This window comes from Streptomyces sp. NPDC005492, assembly GCF_040605995.1.
Classification (GTDB): domain Bacteria; phylum Actinomycetota; class Actinomycetes; order Streptomycetales; family Streptomycetaceae; genus Streptomyces.
Genome location: NZ_JBEXDX010000014.1, coordinates 147124 through 168179, shown reverse-complemented (window position 1 = coordinate 168179; position 21056 = coordinate 147124). Strand labels below are relative to the sequence as shown.

15 protein-coding genes are annotated in these 21056 nt (G+C 71.0%); 12 read left to right on the top strand and 3 right to left on the bottom strand.

Annotated elements, in window-relative coordinates:
- The first annotated feature begins 645 nt into the window (after positions 1 to 645).
- From ABZT04_RS21120 to moeZ, 11 genes are all read left to right on the top strand, one after another.
- Complete coding sequence (locus ABZT04_RS21120; RefSeq protein ID WP_356058271.1) at positions 646 to 2070, top strand: DUF3152 domain-containing protein; 1425 nt, start codon at positions 646 to 648, stop codon at positions 2068 to 2070.
- Positions 2071 to 2126: 56 nt separating this feature from the next.
- On the top strand, positions 2127 to 2219 hold the full coding sequence (locus tag ABZT04_RS21115) for an Ms4533A family Cys-rich leader peptide (RefSeq protein ID WP_317886218.1): 93 nt from the start codon (positions 2127 to 2129) through the stop codon (positions 2217 to 2219).
- 194 nt (positions 2220 to 2413) lie between these two features.
- Entirely contained in the window at positions 2414 to 4132 is a 1719-nt protein-coding gene (locus tag ABZT04_RS21110; RefSeq protein ID WP_356058270.1) for an ABC transporter substrate-binding protein, read from the top strand.
- Positions 4133 to 4136: 4 nt separating this feature from the next.
- Complete coding sequence (locus tag ABZT04_RS21105) at positions 4137 to 5171, top strand: ABC transporter permease (RefSeq protein WP_356058268.1); 1035 nt, start codon at positions 4137 to 4139, stop codon at positions 5169 to 5171.
- Positions 5168 to 6166, top strand: a complete 999-nt coding sequence (locus tag ABZT04_RS21100) for an ABC transporter permease (protein ID WP_356058266.1) — start codon at positions 5168 to 5170, stop codon at positions 6164 to 6166. The genes ABZT04_RS21105 and ABZT04_RS21100 overlap by 4 nt, the downstream gene beginning before the upstream one ends.
- Complete coding sequence (locus ABZT04_RS21095; RefSeq protein WP_356058265.1) at positions 6163 to 7779, top strand: ABC transporter ATP-binding protein; 1617 nt, start codon at positions 6163 to 6165, stop codon at positions 7777 to 7779. Before ABZT04_RS21100 ends, ABZT04_RS21095 begins: the two co-directional genes overlap by 4 nt.
- Before the next feature lie 201 nt (positions 7780 to 7980).
- Positions 7981 to 9717 (top strand): DUF3492 domain-containing protein, encoded by a 1737-nt coding sequence (locus ABZT04_RS21090; RefSeq protein WP_356058264.1) that lies wholly within the window; start codon positions 7981 to 7983, stop codon positions 9715 to 9717.
- Entirely contained in the window at positions 9714 to 11063 is a 1350-nt protein-coding gene (locus ABZT04_RS21085; protein ID WP_356058262.1) for a hypothetical protein, read from the top strand. Before ABZT04_RS21090 ends, ABZT04_RS21085 begins: the two co-directional genes overlap by 4 nt.
- A 144-nt stretch (positions 11064 to 11207) precedes the next feature.
- The gene (locus ABZT04_RS21080; RefSeq protein ID WP_356058260.1) at positions 11208 to 12167 is read left to right on the top strand and encodes an NAD-dependent epimerase/dehydratase family protein; all 960 of its coding nucleotides are present in this window, start codon (positions 11208 to 11210) and stop codon (positions 12165 to 12167) included.
- On the top strand, positions 12155 to 12904 hold the full coding sequence (locus ABZT04_RS21075; RefSeq protein WP_356058259.1) for a spherulation-specific family 4 protein: 750 nt from the start codon (positions 12155 to 12157) through the stop codon (positions 12902 to 12904). Before ABZT04_RS21080 ends, ABZT04_RS21075 begins: the two co-directional genes overlap by 13 nt.
- A gap of 63 nt (positions 12905 to 12967) precedes the next feature.
- A complete protein-coding gene (gene moeZ, locus ABZT04_RS21070; protein ID WP_356058257.1) occupies positions 12968 to 14146 on the top strand; it encodes an adenylyltransferase/sulfurtransferase MoeZ in 1179 nt (392 codons plus the stop codon).
- Positions 14147 to 14235: 89 nt separating this feature from the next.
- Here moeZ and ABZT04_RS21065 read toward each other — a convergent pair whose 3' ends face one another.
- From ABZT04_RS21065 to ABZT04_RS21055, 3 genes are all read right to left on the bottom strand, one after another.
- Complete coding sequence (locus tag ABZT04_RS21065; protein ID WP_356058255.1) at positions 14236 to 15795, bottom strand: alpha/beta hydrolase; 1560 nt, start codon at positions 15793 to 15795, stop codon at positions 14236 to 14238.
- 136 nt (positions 15796 to 15931) lie between these two features.
- Positions 15932 to 17476, bottom strand: coding sequence for an alpha/beta hydrolase (locus ABZT04_RS21060; protein ID WP_356058254.1), 1545 nt, complete (start codon positions 17474 to 17476; stop codon positions 15932 to 15934).
- Between the two features lie 96 nt (positions 17477 to 17572).
- Entirely contained in the window at positions 17573 to 20347 is a 2775-nt protein-coding gene (locus ABZT04_RS21055) for a lysylphosphatidylglycerol synthase transmembrane domain-containing protein (protein WP_356058252.1), read from the bottom strand.
- Between the two features lie 186 nt (positions 20348 to 20533).
- On the opposite strand from ABZT04_RS21055, the gene ABZT04_RS21050 reads away from it, so the two are divergent.
- On the top strand, positions 20534 to 20920 hold the full coding sequence (locus tag ABZT04_RS21050; RefSeq protein ID WP_356058250.1) for an MGMT family protein: 387 nt from the start codon (positions 20534 to 20536) through the stop codon (positions 20918 to 20920).
- Positions 20921 to 21056: the final 136 nt, after the last annotated feature.

The window sequence follows — 21056 nt, the reverse complement described above, 5'->3', positions numbered from 1 at the left end:
CAGGGATCGCAGCGAGGTGTGGGGCGCGGGGGTGGCCTGCCTGGGCAGCGGGCTGTGCCGGGGGCGGGCTCGGGTGCGGTTTCCGGTGCGGGTCCGGGTTCAGGTGGAGGGGTGGGGCGTAGGCCAGGGCCTGGGGGGATGCCTGGCCGGGAGCAGTCTTCGGCGGGCGGTGGTCCGGGGTATGGAGGAGGGTCGGGGCTGCCTGATGGGACGCCGGCTCGGGGAGTGCCGCGCACGGCGGAGGGAGCGCCTGTAGGGGGTGCTTCGCGTTTCGGGGGAGCGGTGCCTGGGGCCGCAAACGGGGGGCCGCGGCTTGCGGATGGGGCGCCGGGTCAGGGCGTGCCGCGTTTTCAGGGTGCGCCGCCCGGGCAGGGTGCGTCGCGTTCCCCTTCGCTGGATGGGACCCCGGGGCATGGCGTCCCGCGTTCCCAAGGTGCGCCGCCCGCGCAGGGTGCGCCGCGTCCCCCGGCCCCGGATGGGACCCCGGCTCACGGCATCCCGCGTTTCCACGGCGCCCCGCCCGCTCAAGCAGGACCGCGTCTCCCCGACGGGACCCCTGCTCACGGGACGCCGCGTTTCTTCGGCGGTACCGGTGCTCCCGCCACCGGAGGCACACGCCTGCCTGATGGCACTCCCGCGCGCGGCGTGCCGCGTTTGCCGGACGGTACGCCTGCTCGCGGTGTCCCCAGGTTTGCGGACGGTACGCCTGCTCAGGGTGTCCCGAGGTTCGCCGACGGCACTCCGGCGCACGGGTTTCCCCGGCTTCCGGACGGCACTCCGGCGCACGGGTTTCCCCGGCTTCCGGACGGCACTCCGGCGCACGGATTCCCCCGGCTTCCGGACGGGACCCCGGCGCACGGCTTTCCGAGGCTCCCTGATGGCACCCGTATGCCTGACGGCACCCCCGCGCACGGCACGCCCCGCTTCCCCGGCGGCACCCCTGCACAGGGCGTCCCGCGGCTGCCGGACGGCACCCCCCGAGCCCGTGCCGGTCATCCCGAGCAGGCTGAATCCGGTGGTGGTTGGGGTGAGTTGAGGGGGAGGAGCGGCGCACCCGCTGCCAGCCCCGGGGTGTCCATCCCCCGGCAGCGCCAGGCGCCTCAGGCCGGTCGGGGCCCCCGGTCGGACTACGTCGACGCCTTCGAAGCGGACGACGACGTCTTCGCGCCCCGGACGGATGCCGCGACGCACGCGCACCCCGCCGATACGTACAGCTCCGACACCGACGACGCGTCTCCCAGCGATCCCGATTCCGCGCCCGCACCGGCCAAGGCCCGCAAGGGCCGCGCCTACACCGGCATCGCTGCCGCCGCAGTCACCACCGTGCTGGCCGTCATCGTGGCCGGGCAGGTCGTCACTGACCGTGACGACGGCGGGGCACGGTCGCAGGAGGCCACCGATCAGGGGCGGGATGCGGGGAGTACGGCCTCCGCGCAGCCCAGTCCGTCCGGTGCCGCGCGCGTCGCGACGCTGACGTACGCGCAGAAGATGGACGAGAAGTACCCGCTCAGCGCCAAGCTCAAGGGCCCGGACAAGTTCGACGCGGTGCCCGGCGTCGACAAGGCGCCCGGCAAGGGGCGCAAGTACACCTACCGTGTGGACGTGGAACAGGGACTCGGCCTGGACGGCGCGCTCTTCGCCGAGGCGGTGCAGAAGACGCTCAACGACAACCGGAGTTGGGCCCACAACGGCGCCCGTACTTTCGAGCGCATCTACTCCGGCAAACCGGACTTCGTGATCACGCTCGCCAGCCCTGGTACGACCGCTACGTGGTGTGCCAAGTCCGGGCTCGACACCACCGAGGACAATGTGTCGTGCGACTCGGCGGCCACCGAACGCGTGATGATCAATGCGTATCGATGGGCGCAGGGGTCCTCAACATATGGGGACAAGATGTACGCGTATCGACAGATGTTGATCAACCATGAAGTCGGTCATCGTCTCGGCTACGGGCACGTCACCTGCGACAAGGACGGCGAGTTGGCCCCGGTCATGCAGCAGCAGACCAAGTTCCTCGACCACGACGGGATCCACTGTCTGCCGAACTCCTGGCCGTACCCGAGCAGTTGACCCGCGACGCTTATGTCACATTGACACGAGCCGCAACTTCCTTCATATTTTTGGGCATGTGGTCTAGTCATGTCGCGAACCGCGCCGCCATCGAGCTGGCGCTCATCGGCGTGACCCCGCTCTGCGTGGCCGACATTCTCTGTCGCTGAACACCCGCCCCTGGCGTTCGTGTCGCGACCCGTACCACCATGCCCTTGTCCATGGCCGTGGCAGGGCTTTTCCGACGACCTGACGCCGGGGCAGAGGCCTGTTCGCTGCCGTCTCACCCCTCGTCCACCTGTCTCAGTATTCGAGAAGCTCCGTGAGAGTTCCCGAGAAGCTACCCCGAGAGGTCGTCATTCCGATGCGTCAACCGTCCGTCATAGCCCGGCGCGTGGCCGTGGCATCCGTCAGCCTGGCCGTGGCAGCGGGCGCCGCCGCCTGCGGGCCGAAGGACAACGATGCCAACGGCTCCGGTGGCGACTCCACGCCCCACAAGGGCGGCACCCTCACGGTCCTCAACTCGCAGCCGCAGGAGGACTTCGACCCCGCGCGCCTGTACACCTCGGGCGGCGGCAACGTCCCGTCCCTCGTCTTCCGTACGCTCACCACCCGCAACCGTGAGAACGGCGCGGCCGGCGCCAAGGTCGTCCCCGACCTCGCCACCGACACCGGGCGCCCGAGCGAGAACGCGACCGTGTGGACGTACACCCTGAAGAAGGGCCTCAAGTACGAGGACGGCACCGCGATCACCTCGGCCGACATCAAGTACGGCATCGAGCGCTCCTTCGCCGCCGAACTCTCCGGCGGCGCGCCCTACTTGCGGGACTGGCTGGTCGGCGCGGCCGACTACCAGGGGCCTTACAAGGACAAGAAGGGGCTCGATGCCATCGAGACACCCGACAGTCGGACCATCGTCTTCCATCTGAACAAGCCCGAGGGTGAGTTCCCGTACTTGGCGACCCAGACCCAGTTCACGCCTGTCCCCAAGGCGAAGGACACGGGGACGAAGTACGAGCAGCACCCGATCTCTTCGGGGCCGTACAAGGTCGTCAGCAACCAGAACGACGGTGAGACGCTCGTCCTGGAGCGCAACACGTACTGGTCCACCGCGACGGACGCCGAGCGCAAGGCCTATCCGGACAAGATCGACGTGAAGTCGGGGCTCGACTCGTCCGTGATCAACCAGCGGCTGTCGTCGTCCCAGGGGGCGGACGCCGCCGCCGTCACCACGGACACCAACCTCGGTCCTGCCGAACTCGCCAAGGTGACCGGCGACAAGGAGCTCGCGGCGCGCGTCGGCACCGGGCACTTCGGTTACACGAACTACATCGCGTTCAACCCCACGGTCGCGCCGTTCAACAACGTCAAGGTGCGGCAGGCGATCTCGTACGCCATCGACCGTTCCTCGGTGGTCAACGCGGCGGGCGGTTCGTCGCTGGCCGAGGCCGCGACCACCTTCCTGCCGAACCAGAAGTCCTTCGGGTACGACCCCTACGACCTCTTCCCGGCGGGCGCGTCCGGCAACGCGGCGAAGGCGAAGGAGCTGCTGAAGGAGGCCGGTCACCCGAACGGGATCACCGTCACCCTGACGCACTCCAACGACAAGGACTTCGAGACCAGCCCGGAGATCGCGACCGCGATCCAGGACGCGCTCAAGAAGGCCGGCATCACCGTCAAGCTCCAGGGCCTGGAGATCAACGACTACAAGGACAAGATCCACAGCGTCAAGACCGAGCCGGGCTTCTTCCTCGCCCACTGGGGTGCCGACTGGCCCTCCGGCGGTCCCTTCCTCGCCCCGATCTTCGACGGCCGCCAGATCGTCAAGGACGGCGCGAACTTCAACACCGGTCTGCTCAATGACAAGTCGGTCAATGCCGAGATTGATTCGATCAACAAGTTGACGAATCTTGACGAGGCCGCCAAGCGGTGGGGTGCACTGGACAAGAAGATCGGCGAGCAGGCATTGACCGTGCCGCTGTTCCACCCCGTCTACAAGCGACTGGTCGGCAAGGACATCAAGAACGTCGTGATCAGCGACTGGACCGGCGTCCTGGACATCTCCCAGGTCGCGGTCAAGTAACCCCATGAGTGAGGCACTTGTCGCCTCCCAGGCCGCCGGGACGGACGTCTCCGTCCCGGCGGCCTCGGGGGCCCGTCAGTTCTGGCGGCGGCTGCGTGCGCAGCGCGCCGCCCTCGTCGCGGCGGCCGTCGTCGCGCTGCTCGTCCTGGTCGCGCTCGCCGCGCCACTGCTCACCGCGATCGAGGGCCAGGACCCCTTCACCTACCACCCCTCGCTCATCGACTCCGCGCGCGGCGGCGTACCGACCGGCTCCTTCGGGGGGATCGGCGCCGACCACTGGCTCGGCGTCGAACCGCAGACAGGGCGCGACCTGTTCGCCCGGCTCGCCTACGGCGCCCGGGTCTCGCTCGGCGTCGCCCTGGGGGCCACCGTCGTACAGGTCACCATCGGGGTCGTGATCGGTGTCGCCGCCGCGCTCGGCAGTCGATGGGTTGATCAACTGTTGAGCCGGATCACCGACATCATCGTGGCGATGCCGTTGATGATCATGTCGTTGGCGCTGCTGGCGATCGTGCCGAGCAGCTTCCCCCGGCCCCTGCTCGTCGCGCTAGTCATCGGGCTCATCGCCTGGGGCAACATCGCGAAGATCGTCCGCGCCCAGACGCTGTCCCTGAAGGAACTCGACTACGTCTCCGCGGCCAGGCTCAGCGGCTGGGGCACCTGGCGCATCGCCCGCCGCGAACTGCTGCCCGGGCTGGCCGCGCCCGTCATCACGTACGCGGCGCTCCTCGTCCCGATCAACATCACCACCGAGGCCGCGCTGTCCTTCCTCGGTGTCGGCGTGAAGCCCCCGACGCCCTCCTGGGGACAGATGCTCACCGCCGCCGACGTCTGGTACCAGGCCGCCCCGCAGTACCTGCTGCTGCCCGCCACCGCCCTCTTCGTCACCGTCCTGGCGCTGACCGTCCTGGGCGACGGCATCCGCACGGCCCTCGACCCGCGCGCGGCATCCCGGCTGCGCATCGGCACCGGCCGCAAGCGCGAGGCCAAGGCCGACGCGAACGCCAAGGCCACGAACACCGAGGAGGCCACCTCATGAGCGGCTTCGGAGGATTCGTCCTGCGCCGCGGCATCGCCACCGTGATCACCCTGCTCGCCATCTCGGTGATCGTCTACGTCGTCTTCTTCGTCACCCCCGGCAACGTCGCCCAGATCACCTGCGGCCCGCGCTGCTCGCCGGAACAAGTGCACCAGGTCGCCCAGCAGTTGAGGCTCGACGACCCGCTGTACCTCCGCTACTGGCACTTCCTCCAGGGCATCCTCGTCGGCCAGGACTACTCCACAGGCACCTCCGTGGAGCACTGCGCGGCGCCCTGCCTCGGGCTGTCGTACCAGGGCGACCAGCAGGTCACCCAACTGATCCTGGCGAAGCTGCCGGTCAGCCTGTCCCTCGTGTTCGGCGCGATGGTGCTGTGGCTGATCCTGGGCGTCGGCACCGGCGTCCTGTCGGCGTGGCGGCGCGGCCGGTTCACCGAACGCCTGCTGACCGGCGTCACCCTCGCGGGCGTCGCCACCCCGGTGTTCGTGATCGGCCTGGTGCTGATGATCGTCGTCTGCGGACAGCTCCAACTGCTGCCCTTCCCGCAGTACGTCGCCCTCACCGACGACCCCGAACAGTGGGCCTGGAACCTGCTGCTGCCCTGGCTCTCACTGGCCCTCATCGAGGCCGCCGCGTTCGCCCGGCTCACCAGGGCGTCGATGCTGGAGACGCTCGCCGAAGATCACATCCGCACCTTCCGCGCGTACGGCGTCGGCGAGCGGTCGATCATCGGGCGGCACGCGCTGCGCGGCGCGTTCGCGCCGATCATCGCGCTCAACGCCAACAACGTCGGCTCGGCGGTCGGCGGCGCGGTCCTCACCGAGACGCTCTTCGGACTGCCCGGCATCGGACAGGAACTCGTCCATGCCGTCAATGTCGTCGACCTCCCTGTGGTCGTCGGCATGGTCCTCGTCATCGGCTTCTTCGTGGTCGTCGCCAACGCCGTCGCGGACGTGCTGTACGCGGTGGCCGACCGACGGGTGGTGCTCGCATGAGTCCGGTGCACGGCTCCACGGACGGCTCCGTGGACGTCCTGGTGGAAGTCACCGACCTGACGGTCGGGTTCGGGTCGCTGCGGGCCGTCGACGGCCTCTCCTTCCGGCTGGAGAGGGGCGCCGCGCTGGGCCTGGTCGGCGAGTCCGGCTCGGGCAAGTCCACAGTCGCCTCGGCCCTGTTGGGCCTGCACCGCGGCACGGGGGCCGAGGTCGGCGGCTCGGTGCGGGTGGCTGGCATCGACGTGCGGGAGGCGTCCGACGCGGAACTGCGGCGGCTGCGCGGCGGGAAGGCGGCGATGGTCTTCCAGGACCCGCTGTCGTCCCTGGACCCGTACTACGCGATCGGCGACCAGATAGCCGAGGTGTACCGGGTGCACGCGCGTGTGTCGCGTCGCGCGGCACGCGCGCGTGCCGTCGACGTACTGGAGCGGGTCGGCATTCCGGACGCTCCTCGACGGTCCCGTTCGCGTCCGCACGAGTTCAGCGGCGGTATGCGACAACGCGCCCTGATCGCCATGGCGTTGGCCTGCCAACCGGACCTGCTGATCGCCGACGAGCCCACGACCGCGCTCGACGTGACCGTCCAGGCGCAGATCCTCGACCTGCTGCACACGCTCCGCGAGGAGACCGGCCTCGGCCTGCTGCTCGTCACCCACGACGTGGGCGTCGCCGCCGAGAGCGTCGACGAGATCCTGGTGATGCGGCACGGACGGGCCGTCGAACACGGGCCGGTAGGTGCCGTATTGGGGGCGCCGACCGAGCCGTACACCCAGGATCTGCTCGGTGCCGTCCCGCGCGTGGACGCGCGGCGCGCGCCCTCGGAGGCGTCCCAGGAGGTCGTTCTGGAGGCGACCGGCCTACGGCGTGAATTCGGGCGCGGGAAGCGGGCGTTCGCGGCCGTGGACGACGTGTCGCTGACCATCCACCGGGGCGAGACCCTCGGCATCGTCGGCGAGAGCGGCAGCGGCAAGACGACACTGGGCCGCATGCTGGTCGGGCTGCTGAGGCCGACGGCCGGCGAGATCAGGCCCGGCGGTGGCGTACGCCCAGAAGTGCAGATGGTGTTCCAGGACCCCGTCTCCTCGCTCAACCCCCGCCGCAGCGTGGGCGAGTCGATCGCCGACCCGCTCCGCGCGCGTGGCGAACGCGACGAGGAGCACATCAGGGGGCGCGTCCGCGAACTGCTGGAGCGCGTGGGGCTCGAAGGGGCGCACTACGACCGCTACCCGCACGAGTTCAGCGGTGGTCAGCGCCAGCGTGTGGGCATCGCGCGGGCGCTCGCGGCAGACCCACGCGTGATCGTGTGCGACGAACCGGTCTCCGCGCTCGACGTCACCACACAGGCCCAGGTCGTCGCCCTGCTCGGTGAACTCCAGCGCGAACTGGGCCTCGCCCTGGTCTTCGTGGCCCACGACCTCGCCGTCGTGCGCCAGGTCAGCGACCGGGTCGCGGTGATGCGACGCGGGAGGATCGTTGAACAAGGCCCCGCCGACGAGGTCTACGACTCCCCGCAGGACCCGTACACGAAGCAGCTCCTGGCCGCCGTACCGGCCCTCGATCCGGAAGTGGCGGCCCAGCGCAGGGCGACACGACGGGAGTTGGCGACGGCCTGAGGATCGTTGAACGATCCGCTCCAGGGTGATCCCTTAGCGCGAGCGAACGCGAGCCGCACGGGAAAGTTACGACCGTTCACCCCTTTTGGTGGCGCGATGGACAACCGTCCATCGCGCCACCGCCTTGTCCGCATACGTTCGTCCCGCTGCGAGCCGCCGGGTCAACGGCGGCTCCCCATATGGGAGATCGGGGGTGTGCCCGTGCGCATAGGACTGCTTACGGAGGGTGGCTATCCGTATGTGAGCGGTGACGCCAGGCTCTGGTGCGACCGGCTCGTGCGCGGGCTCGGGCAGCACGAGTTCGACATCTACGCGCTCAGCCGCAGCGAGCGCCAGGAGGACGAGGGCTGGCTCGAACTGCCGCCGCACGTCACCCGCGTACGGACCGCGCCGCTGTGGACCGCAGAGGATGACGGGGTGTCCTTCGGGCGCCGTGCGCGCCGGCGGTTCGACGAGTGCTACGAGGAACTGGCGGCCGTCCTGTGTGCCGGGGACGGCCGGACGGCGGTCGACGGGCCGCTGTCCGAGGCCGCGTCCGCAGGGCCCTCCGAAGTCCCGGCGGCGGCCTCCGCCCATGTGGCGGACCGTTTCGCCAACGCGCTGTACGGGCTCGCGGACCTCGCCCGCGACGAGGGCGGACTTGTTGCCGCGCTGCGCTCCGAACGCGCTGTGCGCGCGCTGGAACGCGCCTGTCGTGCGCCCGGCGCACTCCGTACGGCACGCGAGGCGCGCGTACCCGAACTCCTCACCGTCGCCGGACACCTGGAACGCGCCCTGCGCCCCCTCTCCCTCGACTGGTACGAGGACGACGCCCTCGGCTCCGTCGACCTCTGCCACGCGACGGCCGGAGGCACGGCGGCCCTCCCCGGCCTGCTCGCCCGGCACTTCGCCGGCGTACCGCTGCTGGTGACCGAGTACGGCGTGCAGTTGCGCACGCACTACCTCGCCTCCGCGGACGCCCCGCCCGCCGTACGGGCCCTGCTCGCCGCCTTCCACGGCAGGCTGGCCGCCGAGATCTACCGCCGGGCCACCCTGATCACCCCCGGTAACACCCACACCCGCCGCTGGCAGGAACGGTGCGGCGCCGACCGGGCGAAACTCCGCACGGTCTACCCGGGCATGGAGGCGTCCCGCTTCGCGGAGGTGGGTGAGGCACCGGAGGGCGCCGACCGGGACACGCTCGTGTGGGTCGGCCGTATCGAACCCGCGAAGGACCTGATCTCCCTGCTGCACGCCTTCGCGGAGATCCGCAAGGAGGAGCCCGGGACGCGTCTGCGGATCGTCGGCGCCCCCTCCGGTGCTGAGGGCGACGCCTATCTGGGCCACTGCCGGGCGCTGGCCGCCCAGCTCTTTCCCGACGAGGCCGAAGGTGTGCACGCGGTCGGCGACAACCCGGTGTCCTTCGAGGAGATCGGCGGCCCGGAAGCCCCCACGCTGGCCGAGGCGTACGCGTCCGGCACGATGACGGTCCTGTCGAGTGTCGTCGAGGGCTTCCCGGTCGGCCTGGTCGAAGCCATGTTCTGCGGCCGGGCGACCGTCTCCACGGACGTCGGCGCGGTGGTCGAGGTCATCGGCGGTACGGGACTCGTCGTACCCCCGCGCAATCCGCGGGCGCTCGCCGAGGCGTGCGTGACCCTGCTGCGCGACCCCGAGCGCCGTGAGCGCCTGGGCGCCGCCGCGCGCGCCCGCGCACTCGAACTGTTCACCGTCGAGCAGAACATCGCGGCATTTCACGGCATTTACCTGGAGATCGTCTCGCACTCCCCGGTCCGCCATGTCGTCCTCGACGACGCCGGCGCCCCGCGCCCCTTCGCCGCCCCCGCCGAGGCCCACGTCCCCGGCGGCTGGACCGGCCCCGCGGCCCGCGTCGTTGCCCGCGGCGGCCCGCGCTGGGCGGCAGGAGCACCGGTACGCGCGACCACGGAGGCGGCCCGATGAGCGGCCTCGGCGAACTCGACCGCCCCGGGACACCCCGAGGGGCGGGGGCGTGGGACGCGCGGTCCGAGGAGTGGCTCGGGGGACCGGGGGAGGAGCACCCAGAACCGGAGGCGCACGAGGGGGACACGTCGGCTGTCGATCGGGACACCCACGACAGCCCTCTCTCCCCGCCCGTTCTACGGGACGCTGAGCCGTCGGCACCAGAACAGGCCGCCCGTGCGAGCGACCGCAAGCCAACCCCCGCCCGGCGCGGCGCCGCCGACCCCGTGAAGGCGCTGATGCACCGTCACCGCGAGCTGTGCGAGCGGGCCGTCGACCCGCTGGAGATCGCGGCGGGGCTCGAAGCGCACGGAGTCACCGACCGGACCGCCGGCCGTTTCCGGCACCGGGACGTCTTCTCGCTCGCCGAGGAGATGTACGCCCGCGTGCCCCGCGACGACGCGGCGACCCCGCGCTCCGAGGCCGTGGCCGCGCCGGCGCCCCGCGCCGACTGGGCCGTACTCGCCCTGCTGCCCGGAGTCCTCTGTGCCGCCACCGTGACCGGCCTGCGTCTCACGGACGGCCGGGTACGGCTGACGGTCGCCGTCGTCGGCGTGCTCGCCGTGGCCCTCGGCGTGCGCGTGGCGCTCGGCCGCGGCCCGCTGAGCACCCCGCCCGGCACCCACGCCTGGCGCACGCCCCCCGGCGCGCGCCTGTGGACGTACTGGCTGCTCGCCTACGCCCTCCTCGGCGACGGACTGCTCCGCGCCGCGGACGACGGGGGCCCCGACGGACTGCCCACCGGCACCGCGGACGGCCTCTGGCCCCTGACCACCGCACCCGTCCTGGCCCTCACCCTGGCCTGCGCCCCCGCCGCATGGTGCGCCCACCACTTCGCCGTACGCGCCCGGCGCAAGCTCGCGACCAGCCGGGGCCTGGAGGACTTCGCCGACTCCGTGCAACCGCTGCTGCTCGGCACGTTCGCCCTGTTCCTGTGCGCCCTGACGGCCCTCCTCGCTCTCTGCGGCGCGATCCTGGGCGAACCCGCCGCGTACGCCCAGGCCGTGACCCTGGGTGCCCTGCTGCTGCTCGCCCGCCTCCTCATCGTCCGCCGCTTCACCCACGCCCCGGCCCTCGCCCTCGGCGCGGCGGCCGCGGCCGAGGCGACGGCACTGGCCCTGGACTTCATCGGCCGGCTCCCCGGCTGCGGCTTCCTGGCCACCCCGGTCGAAACCCTCATGGGCTTCTGGGGCCCGGGCGGCATTCCCGCCCTCGCCTGCGGAGCGGCCGCCCTGATCCTCCTGTTCCACACCACCCGCACGCTGACCAGAGCCTCCGCGCACGCGCCTGCGGACGAGCCGGGGTGACACCGACATGCCCCCATGCCAACGCGTCACGTCACCCGGCCGCAGGCGCCCGGCCCCACCGCCGGAGGCGACCGCACCACCTTGTGAAGGAGAACACCAGATGATCACCTCCCGATCCGGAGAGTCGGCCCGGGGAGCCGTCCGATGAGGGTCCTGCTGATCGGAGCCAATGGCTACCTCGGCCGCTTCGTCGCCGACCGCCTGCTCGCCGACCCGGCCGTCCAGCTCACCGCGCTCGGCCGCGGCGACGACGCCGACGTCCGCTTCGACCTCGCGTCCGGCAGCCCCGGAGCACTCACCCGCTTCCTGGACGCAGTCCACCCCGGAGTCGTCGTCAACTGCGCCGGTGCCACCAGAGGCGGCGCCCGCGAACTCACCCGCCACAACACCGTCGCCGTCGCCACCGTCTGTGAGGCCCTGCGCCGCAGCGGCTGCGGCGCCCGGCTGGTGCAGATCGGCTGCGGCGCCGAGTACGGCCCCAGCCAGCCCGGCTCCTCCACCGCCGAGGACGCCGTGCCCCGCCCCGGCGGCCCGTACGGCGTCAGCAAACTCGCCGCCACGGAACTGGTGCTGGGCTCCGGCCTCGACGCCGTCGTGCTGCGCGTCTTCTCGCCCGCGGGACCCGGCACCCCCGCCGGCTCCCCGCTCGGCCGGCTCGCCGAGGCCATGCGCCGGGCCATGCAGTCCGGCGACGGCGAACTCAAGCTCGGCGGCCTGGGCGCGCAACGCGACTTCGTCGACGTCCGGGACGTGGCCCGCGCCGTCCATGCCGCCTCGCTCTCCGCCGCGCAGGGCGTCATCAACATCGGCTCGGGCCGCGCGGTCCGGCTGCGCGACGCCGCCGCCGTCCTCGCCCGCGTCGCGGGATACGGCGGTGCCCTGCACGAACTCGACGGTCCGCCCGGACCGCTGCGGGCCGCCATCGGCCACCCCCGCAGCGACCCCGACCACGCGGCGCCCGTCGCGTACCCGTACCCGGACGGCTGCGGGAGCTGGCAGCAGGCCGATGTGCGCACCGCGCGCGACCGGCTCGGCTGGCGGCCCCGGATCAACCTGGAGGAGTCCCTCGCCGACATCTGGATGGAGGCGGCGTGCCGCATCTGACCAGCACGTCCCTGGGCATCGCGAGCACCGGCGTCCGCACCGGCTTCGGCATCCCCGGCTACGCGCACCCGCTCGTCGCCCCCACCGAATGGGGCGAACTCACCCGCCCCGGCACCCCCTTGCACTGGGTGGTCCTCAATGTGTCCTCCGGTCCCGGGACCCGTCCCGACCCGCACTGCCTGGAGGCGGCCGGCCGGCTCCGCAATACGGGCGTCCGTGTCCTGGGCCACCTGGACGTCGCGCACGGCGCCCGTGCCTTCGGCGCGCTGGTCTCCGAGGCTCAGCGCTATCTCGACTGGTACCGGGTCGACGGCTTCCTCCTGGACCGCTGCCCCGCGGGACGCGGCGCGCTTCCGGAGGTCCGCCGCACGCTCACCGCGCTGCGCGAGATCCGTGACGGCGCCCACATCGTGCTGGGGCACGGCACCCACCCCCACCCCGGATACGCCGAGTGCGCCGACCAGTTGGTGACCTTCTCCGGCCCCTGGAGCGACTACCGCTGGTCGCAGGTCGCCGAGTGGACCGCCGACCACCCGCCCGAACGCTTCTGCCACTTCGTGCACGGCGTCCCGCGCGGCCATCTCGACGAGGCGCTGCGCATCGCCCGCTGGCAGGGCGCCTCGACCCTCTACTTCACCGACCGCACCGATCGCGGCGGCCGCACCGACCCCTGGGAGACGATGCCCGGCTACTGGGACGAGCTCGTCTCGCGGATCGGAACAGGTGTCTCGGAATGAAGAGGGGCATGGCAGTGTTACGGGGAGAACAACTGTAGTGATTGACCGACCAACGGAGTCCCCGTGTCGCTGCCACCCCTGGTCGAGCCGGCTGCCGAGCTCACCGTAGACGAGGTCCGCAGGTACTCCCGCCACCTGATCATCCCCGACGTGGGCATGGACGGGCAGAAGCGGCTGAAGAACGCCAAGGTGCTCTGTGTGGGCGCCGGCGGTCTGGGCTCGCCGGCGCTGATGTACCTGGCCGCGGCGGGCGTGGGCACGCTCGGCATCGTGGAGTTCGACGAGGTCGACGAGTCGAACCTGCAACGCCAGATCATCCACAGCCAGGCCGACATCGGCCGCTCCAAGGCGGAGTCGGCGCGCGATTCCGTGCTGGGCATCAACCCGTACGTGAACGTGGTCCTGCACGAAGAGCGGCTTGAGGCCGAGAACGTGATGGACATCTTCAGCCAGTACGACCTGATCGTCGACGGCACGGACAACTTCGCGACCCGCTACCTGGTCAACGACGCCGCCGTACTGCTGAACAAGCCGTACGTGTGGGGTTCGATCTACCGCTTCGACGGCCAGGCCTCGGTCTTCTGGTCCGAGCACGGCCCCTGCTACCGCTGCCTCTACCCGGAGCCCCCGCCCCCCGGCATGGTCCCCTCCTGCGCCGAGGGCGGCGTCCTGGGCGTGCTGTGCGCGTCCATCGGCTCCATCCAGGTCACCGAGGCGATCAAGGTCCTGACCGGCGTCGGCGACCCGCTCGTCGGCCGACTGATGATCTACGACGCCCTGGAGATGCAGTACCGCCAGGTCAAGGTCCGCAAGGACCCGAACTGCGCGGTCTGCGGCGAGAACCCGACCGTCACCGAGCTCATCGACTACGAGGCCTTCTGCGGCGTCGTCTCCGAGGAGGCCCAGGAGGCGGCGGCCGGCTCGACGATCACTCCCAAGCAGCTCAAGGAGTGGATCGACGACGGCGAGAACATCGAGATCATCGATGTCCGCGAGGTCAACGAGTACGAGATCGTCTCGATCCCCGGCGCCAGGCTGATCCCCAAGAACGAGTTCCTCATGGGCACCGCCCTCGAGAGCCTCCCGCAGGACAAGAAGATCGTCCTGCACTGCAAGACGGGTGTCCGCAGTGCGGAAGTCCTCGCCGTCCTCAAGTCGGCCGGCTTCGCGGACGCGGTCCACGTCGGCGGCGGCGTGATCGGCTGGGTCAACCAGATCGAGCCCGACAAGCCGGTCTACTAGGCACACGCCTTTCCGGAAGGGGCTCGGCACCACAGGTGCCGGGCCCCTTTCCGCTGCCCGGGTTTGCGTCGCCCGGGCGGGCGTTCGCGCTACGAGGCGCAGACCTTGCCGTCCTTGGGCACCGTCCCCTTCAGCAGATACGCGTCCACCGTCGAGTCGACGCAGTCGCTCCCGCTGCCGTACGCCCCGTGCCCCTCGCCCTTCCAGGTCAGCTCCACACCGACGCCCTTGCCCAGCTCGTCGGCCATCTTGCGGGCGCCCTCGTACGGCGTCGCCGGGTCCCCGGTGTTGCCGACCACCAGGACCGGCGCCGCACCGGACGCACTGACCTCCGGGGTGTCGTACTGCCCGGCCACCGGCCAGTCGTGACACCACCCGGCCGTGTCCCAGCCCATGAAGTCGCCGAACACCGGGGAGATCTTCTCGAACTCGGGCAGCAGCTTCCGCGTCTGCTCGGGCGTCGGCCGCTGCTTGTCGTCCAGGCACGATATGACCCGTTGCGAATGGGTCGTCGTGCCGTAGTGCCCCGTGCTGTCACGGTCGTTGTAGCCGTCGGCGAGCGCCAGCAGCTCCGAACCGTCGCCCCCCTCGGCGGAGTCCAGGGCGCTGGTCAGGGTGGGCCAGCTCTCCTTGCTGTACAGCGGGAGGACGATGCCGGTCAGGGCGAGGGTCTGGGTCAGCTTCCGCCCGGACGAGGTCGCCAGCGGCTTGGCGTCCAGCCGCTTCAGCAGGGCCGCGATCTTCTTCGAGCCCTGCGTGGGGTCCTGTCCCGTCGACTTGAGGTAGTCGTCGAGGGCGCGCTGGAAGCCCCGGGTCTGGTTCAGCGCGTGGCCCACCGAGTCGGCGCTCGGGTCGACGACCGCGTCCAGGATCAGCCGTCCCACCTTCTTCGGGAACAAGTGGGCGTACACACCGCCGAGTTCGGTGCCGTACGAGATGCCGAAGTAGTGCAGCTTGTCGTCGCCCAGGACCTGGCGCATCAGGTCCATGTCGCGGGCGGTGTCGGTCGTCGACACATGTGACATCAGCTTCCCTGCCGCCTTCTCGCAGCCCTTGCCGAAGTCGGTGGCGTCCTGGAAGTACGCCGTCTCCTCGGTGGGTGTGTCCGGCGTGGCGTCCACGTCCTCGGTGGCCTGGATCGCCTTGTCGCTGCGGCAGCGGACGCCCTCGCTGGCGCCGACTCCACGCGGATCCCAGCTCACCAGGTCGTAGCGCTCGTGCAGCGCGGACACGGCGGCGGAGTACGCCGGCATGTAGTCGACGCCCGAGCCGCCGGGGCCGCCGAAGTTGAACAGCAGCGAGCCGATGCGGTCCCCGCCGGTCGACCTGGAGCGGATCAGCGCGAGCCCGATCGTGGAACCGTCCGGCTTCGCCCAGTCCAGCGGCACCTTGAGCGTCGCGCACTGCCAGTCACTGCTCGGCGCGGCCGAGTCCCCGGTGGCCTTGCAGCGACCCCAGTCGAGCTTCTGCGCGGTCAGCGAGGCGGGCAACGCGGCCGTGGTGGACGTAGAAGTGGAGTCTGCCGTCGACGGTGTCGCGGCGCCCGTCCCCGCGCCGCCCTTGCCGTCGTCGGACGAGCCGCCGCTACAGCCGGCCGTCAGCAGTGCGGCAGCGGCCATCAGGGCCGTCCACCGTACGAATCGCGCCATGTGCTTCCCCCATCGCAGGCCGTCCGCGTCACGCCGCGGATGGCGGTCAGGCCATAGTAGGCGGCGCGAGCCGAGCCCGCGGCAGCCTGTGGATAACGTTCTGACCTGCGGTTATGTCCGGGTTCCGTGATTGGGGTCAGGAGCAGACGGTGCCGGTCGCCGGGATTTTTCCGTTCAGCAGATAGCCGTTCACCGCGCTCTGCACGCACTTGTTCTTGCTGTCGTACGCCCCGTGTCCCTGGCCCTTGTACGTCAGCTCGACCGCGACGCCCTTGCCGAGCGCGTCCACCATCTTCCGCGCGCCCTCGTACGGCGTGGCCGGGTCGCCGGTGTTGCCCACGACGAGGATCGGCACCGACCCTTTCGCGCTCACGTCGGGATGGTCGGCGGCGCCCGCCACGGCCCAGTCGGTGCAACTGACCATGCCCCAGGCGAGGAAGTCGCCGAACAAGGGGGAGGCGGCCCGGAACTCGGGCAGTTTCCGCTGCACATAGTCGGCGGTGTACCGCGGCTTGTCGTCGGCGCAGTTGATGGCGACGTTGGCCGCGGTGATGTTGCTGTACTCGCCGTTCTCGCTGCGTCCGTTCATCGAGTCGGACAGCAGCATGAGGACCTTGCCGTCGCCGGCATAGGCCTGTTCGAGTCCCTCGGTGAGGTACGCCCAGAAGTCCTTGGAGTACAGGGCCTGCGCGATTCCGTTGGTCGCCGCCGTCTGGGTCAGCCGGCGGGGGAAGACACCCGGGATCGTCTTGCTGTCGAGGCTCTTGAGCAGCTTGGCGATGCGGTCCTTGACGTCCTGCGCGGTGTCGCCGACCGGGCAGTCCGTCGTCTTCGACGTGCAGTCGTCGGCGAAGTTGTCGAGTGCGAGCTGGAAGCCCTTGGCCTGCCCCAGGGAGCCCTGTTCGGAGCTCTGGGTGGGGTCGACGACCGCGTCGAAGACGGCGCGTCCCACGTGCTTCGGGAACAAGTGGGCGTAGACGCCGCCGAGTTCGGTGCCGTAGGAGATGCCGAAGTAGTGCAGCTTGTCGTCGCCCAGGACCTGGCGCATCAGGTCCATGTCGCGGGCCGCGTCGGTGGTGCGCACCTGGGGGAGCATCTTCTTGGAGTTCTTCTCGCAGGCCGCGTTGAACTGCTTGGTGTTGGCCAGGAGCTTGGTGCGCTCGGCCGCGTCGTCCGGTGTGGCGTCCTGCTGGAAGTACTGGTCGAGCTGGGAGTCGCTCTCGCACGTGACGCCGGCGCTGCGGCCGACACCGCGCGGATCGAAGCTCACCAGGTCGTAGCGGGTGCGCAGGGTCGCGTAGTCCGCGCCGAACGCGGGCAGCGTGGTGACGCCCGAACCGCCGGGGCCGCCGAAGTTGAAGACGAGCGACCCGATCCGCTTGCTCGCGGTGCCGCTGGCCTTCGCCCGGATCAGCGCGAGCCCGATCGTGTCGCCCTTGGGTTTGCTCCAGTCGAGCGGCGCCTTCATGGTGGCGCATTGCCACGTGCCGCCGTTCGGCAGCGGCGACGGCGCGGCGCCGCCGCCCTCCGACTCGGACGGCGCCGGGCAGTCCTTCCAGCTCAGCTTCTGGGCCGTCGGATCCTGGTCCTTGGAGTCGCCGCCGCAGCCCGTCAGCGTGGCGGACAGCAGGGCGACGGCGGCGGTCAGGGCGGCGGCACGCAGCCGGGAAGGGTTCGCCATGACCCCATCCTGGGGTCGGGCGGGGCGGTGCGCTCGGGGCGCGGTCCGTACGAGGTACACACGCGTGCGTGCCCTACGTGTGTACGTATCGGTGCTCTACAGGGAGCCCTTGCGGGACAGGTGGTTGAAGAACAGCCAGCCCGGCAGCACCGGAATCCACAGCGTCAGCAGCCGGTACAGGAGCACCGCCGGAGCGGCGACCTCCTTGGGCAGGCCGACGGCGATCAGACCGAGGGTGAGGCTGGCCTCGACCGCGCCCACACCGCCCGGGGTCGGGGCCGCGGAGCCGAGCGCGTTGCCGGCGAGGAAGACGACGGCGACGCTGGCCAGGCTGAGCGACGTCGACTGGTCGCCGAACGCCCGGATCGACGCGTCCAGGCACATCACGAAGCAGGCCGTCAGCAGCAGCATGCCGCCGATGCCGGTGACCAGCTTCTGCGGCCGCTGGAGCACGTCGAGCATGCGCGGGATGACGCCCGCGAACAGCGACCGCACGCGCGTGACGAGGAACTTCCGCAGGAAGGGCACCGAGGTCACCACGAGCACGAGCACCGCCACCGTCAGCAGACCGGCGATGACCGTCCGGGACGGCGACAGGGACGGTGTCTTCTCGGTGCCGGTCAGATAGCCGAACGACAGCAGCATCAGGATGTGGCAGCCCAGCCCGAACAACTGGGACGCGCCGACACTCGCCACCGCGAGTCCGGGCCGCACCCCGGCACGCTGGAGGAAGCGCGTGTTCAGGGCGACACCGCCGACCGCGGCCGGTGCCACGATCTTCACGAACGATCCGGCGACCTGCGCCGCCACGGTCCGCAGGAACGGAACCCGCTCCGGCACGAACCCCAGGAGGGACATCGCCGCCGCGAAGTAGCTCACCGCCGAGAACATGACGGCCGCGGCGACCCAGCCCCACTGGGCGTTGGCGACGAGCGGGCCGAACTCGATGTGCGTGAGCTGCGTCAGCAGGAAGTACGCGCCGATCGCACCGGCGATGAAACTGATCAGCGTGCGCGGCCGCACCCGCTCCAGACGGGCCGGTTCGACCGGCGCCTGCGGTCTGATCAACAGCACCTGGTGGCGGATCTGGGTGAGCAGATCCTCCTCGCGGGCCTCGTCCAGCGCCTCGTCGATGGCCCGTTTCTCGGCCCGCTGCTCCGCGCGTACGGCCTTCTTGTCGGGCTTCTTGTCGGTCTTCTTGTCGGGCTTCTCCAGGACCGGAGTGGAGCCCTCCGAGACCGCCTCCGTGTGGGCCTGTCTGGTCTGCCGGGACGCCTCCAGGATCGCCTCGCGCTCCCGCTGGGCCCGCTCCCGGGACAGCCGGCGCAGTGTCGCGCGCGTGGAGCGCGACAGCGCGATGGGCTGGAGCATGGGCAGACAGTCGGCGACGGCGTCGGGGCCGAGGACGCCGACCGCCGAGGCCACCGCGCGCTGGGCGCCCACCCGGAGGCCGATCGTCGTCACCAATTGGGCGACGTCCATGCGCAGCAGCAGCTCACCGGCCGCGATCTCGCCGCCGCGCAGATCCGTGAGGATCACCTTGCCGGAACGATCCACCAGAATCGCGTCACCGGCGAGCCTGCGGTGGGCGATGCGCCGCGACTGCAGTGCCTGTACCTGGTGCCAGGTCAGGCGCAGCAGATCGTCGGTGATCTCCTCGTCCGCGAGCGAGTCCAGAGTGCGCCCGCCGGTGTGCTCGTAGACGAGCATGACGGCGTCGGGGCCGAGCTCCGAGGTGGCGATCAGCTTCGGTGCGTTGGCCCCGGCCGCGATCGCCGCGTACGCGAGCAGGGCCTCCTGCTCCAGCGCCTGGCGCAGCGACTGAAGGCTGCTGCGGGTCGCGAAGCCGCGCAGCGTCAGGTTGCGCCACGCGCGGTAGAAGAACCCCTGTGCCTGCTGCTCCCGGTCGACCACGGTGACGTCCAGTGGCGGGCCGTCCTCCAGGGTCACGAAGTAGCGTCGGCCACGGTCACCGTTCTCCGTGTCGACGGCCTCCTCGCGGGCCGCGCCCACCGGACGGAAGCCGACCGTCCGCAGGCCCGCCATCAGTGTCCGCCCGGTCGGACGGACGTTCGGCGAGCCCACCGCGTACAGCGTCCCGTAGGCCACGGTCCAGCCGATGAGCACCGTCAGGATGATCGAGAACGGCGTCGTGTAGCCGGTGACCAGCATCGAGAAGGCGTCGAGCAGCAGGACGATCCACAGCACGGAGCGCCAGCGCGGCCGCCGGGACATGCCCACCGCCGTCATATAGGCGATGACGGGCGCCAGATAGCCGTGCACCGGGTCGGTGAGGGCGTGAATGTCGCCCGGGGAGGGCTGAGTGAGCGCCTCCTGGATGGAGCCCGGGGCGGCCTTGGCGACCCACAGGTCCGTGGCGAGTGTCACTCCGTGCGCGAGGACCGCCGCGAGTACGCCGTCGGCGATGCGCAGCCCGTCCCGCTTGATCAGCCGCTCGATCGCGAAGGCGACCGGCACCAGCAGGATGGCGATGCTGGACGCCAGTCCCGCGATCTTGATCAACAGATCGGGGGCCTGCCCGGTGCCCTTGTTGATGTCCTGTTCGAGCCCCGAGGTCGTGCCGTGCGCGAACGCGGCGATCGCGAGCAGTACGACGATCGCGAGAAAGCCCACCAGGAGGCGCATGAGATCCGAAGGGCGGTGCACGCGCGCGGGGAGCAGCGGTTCGTCGCCCTCGACCTCCTCGGCGTGCTGTTCGTCACCGCAGTCGTCGAGGCCGGGCGCGGGCGTCCGGGCGGGCCCCGTCTCGGGGTCCTGCTCGCTCGCGTCGTTCTCGGCGGCGGTGTCCGGGCGCGACGCGGCGTCAGAGGTACCCTCCGCGTCTTCGGGGTGCACACCCTGCTGCTTCATCGACTCTTCTTGATCTCGTATCACCGGTCACCGCCCGCACGATGGTGGCATGCCCCACCGACACACGGGGGCATCAGGGTGCAAATGCGGGGGCGCACAGTCTGCCCCACGCGCCGCTCCGGGGCGAGGGATACGCACAGTCGCCAGCGCGTCGCATTGTCGGTGGGGTGCGGCAGGATGGGGCGGATGAGCGAGGAGAGCCTTCCGGACGACACCGGCCCGCACCACGACGACGCGCTGCCCGAGTACGCGGAGCGGGTCCTCGACGTGGCCGAACGGATTCCTCCCGCGCACGTCATGACGTACGGGGACGTCGCGGAGTGGCTGGAGGAGGGCGGGCCGCGCCAGGTCGGGCGCGTGATGGCCCTCTACGGCGGAGCCGTCCCGTGGTGGCGGGTCGTCCGCGCGGACGGCGTGCTGCTCCCCGGCCACGAACTGCGGGCGCTCGATCACTACCGCGCCGAGGGCACCCCCCTGAAGGAGGCGAGCAGGGCCGCCGAGGGACACCTGCCCCGCATCGACATGAAACGGGCGCGATGGGACGGCGGCGAGCGCGCGGACGGTCACACCTGACAGCTTCCGCCATCGGACGGCCCCCGGGGCGACCCGTGGCCCGTACGGGGGAAACCCGGCACATCCGTCGCATGCCGTACGTTCGAGGGGCGAGGGTCGCGTGAGCCGTGCGGGAACAAGCGGAAGCCCTGCTTCC

What these genes read in the sequence shown, in the direction of transcription:
- ABZT04_RS21080 (WP_356058260.1), top strand. Translation starts at nt 11,208, where the DNA reads ATGAGGGTCCTGCTGATCGGAGCCAATGGCTACCTCGGCCGCTTCGTC.
- ABZT04_RS21100 (WP_356058266.1), top strand. Translation starts at nt 5,168, where the DNA reads ATGAGCGGCTTCGGAGGATTCGTCCTGCGCCGCGGCATCGCCACCGTG.
- ABZT04_RS21060 (WP_356058254.1), bottom strand. Translation starts at nt 17,476, where the DNA reads ATGGCGAACCCTTCCCGGCTGCGTGCCGCCGCCCTGACCGCCGCCGTC.
- ABZT04_RS21085 (WP_356058262.1), top strand. Translation starts at nt 9,714, where the DNA reads ATGAGCGGCCTCGGCGAACTCGACCGCCCCGGGACACCCCGAGGGGCG.
- ABZT04_RS21050 (WP_356058250.1), top strand. Translation starts at nt 20,534, where the DNA reads ATGAGCGAGGAGAGCCTTCCGGACGACACCGGCCCGCACCACGACGAC.
- ABZT04_RS21065 (WP_356058255.1), bottom strand. Translation starts at nt 15,795, where the DNA reads ATGGCGCGATTCGTACGGTGGACGGCCCTGATGGCCGCTGCCGCACTG.
- ABZT04_RS21095 (WP_356058265.1), top strand. Translation starts at nt 6,163, where the DNA reads ATGAGTCCGGTGCACGGCTCCACGGACGGCTCCGTGGACGTCCTGGTG.
- ABZT04_RS21105 (WP_356058268.1), top strand. Translation starts at nt 4,137, where the DNA reads ATGAGTGAGGCACTTGTCGCCTCCCAGGCCGCCGGGACGGACGTCTCC.
- ABZT04_RS21110 (WP_356058270.1), top strand. Translation starts at nt 2,414, where the DNA reads ATGCGTCAACCGTCCGTCATAGCCCGGCGCGTGGCCGTGGCATCCGTC.
- ABZT04_RS21055 (WP_356058252.1), bottom strand. Translation starts at nt 20,347, where the DNA reads ATGAAGCAGCAGGGTGTGCACCCCGAAGACGCGGAGGGTACCTCTGAC.
- ABZT04_RS21115 (WP_317886218.1), top strand. Translation starts at nt 2,127, where the DNA reads ATGTGGTCTAGTCATGTCGCGAACCGCGCCGCCATCGAGCTGGCGCTC.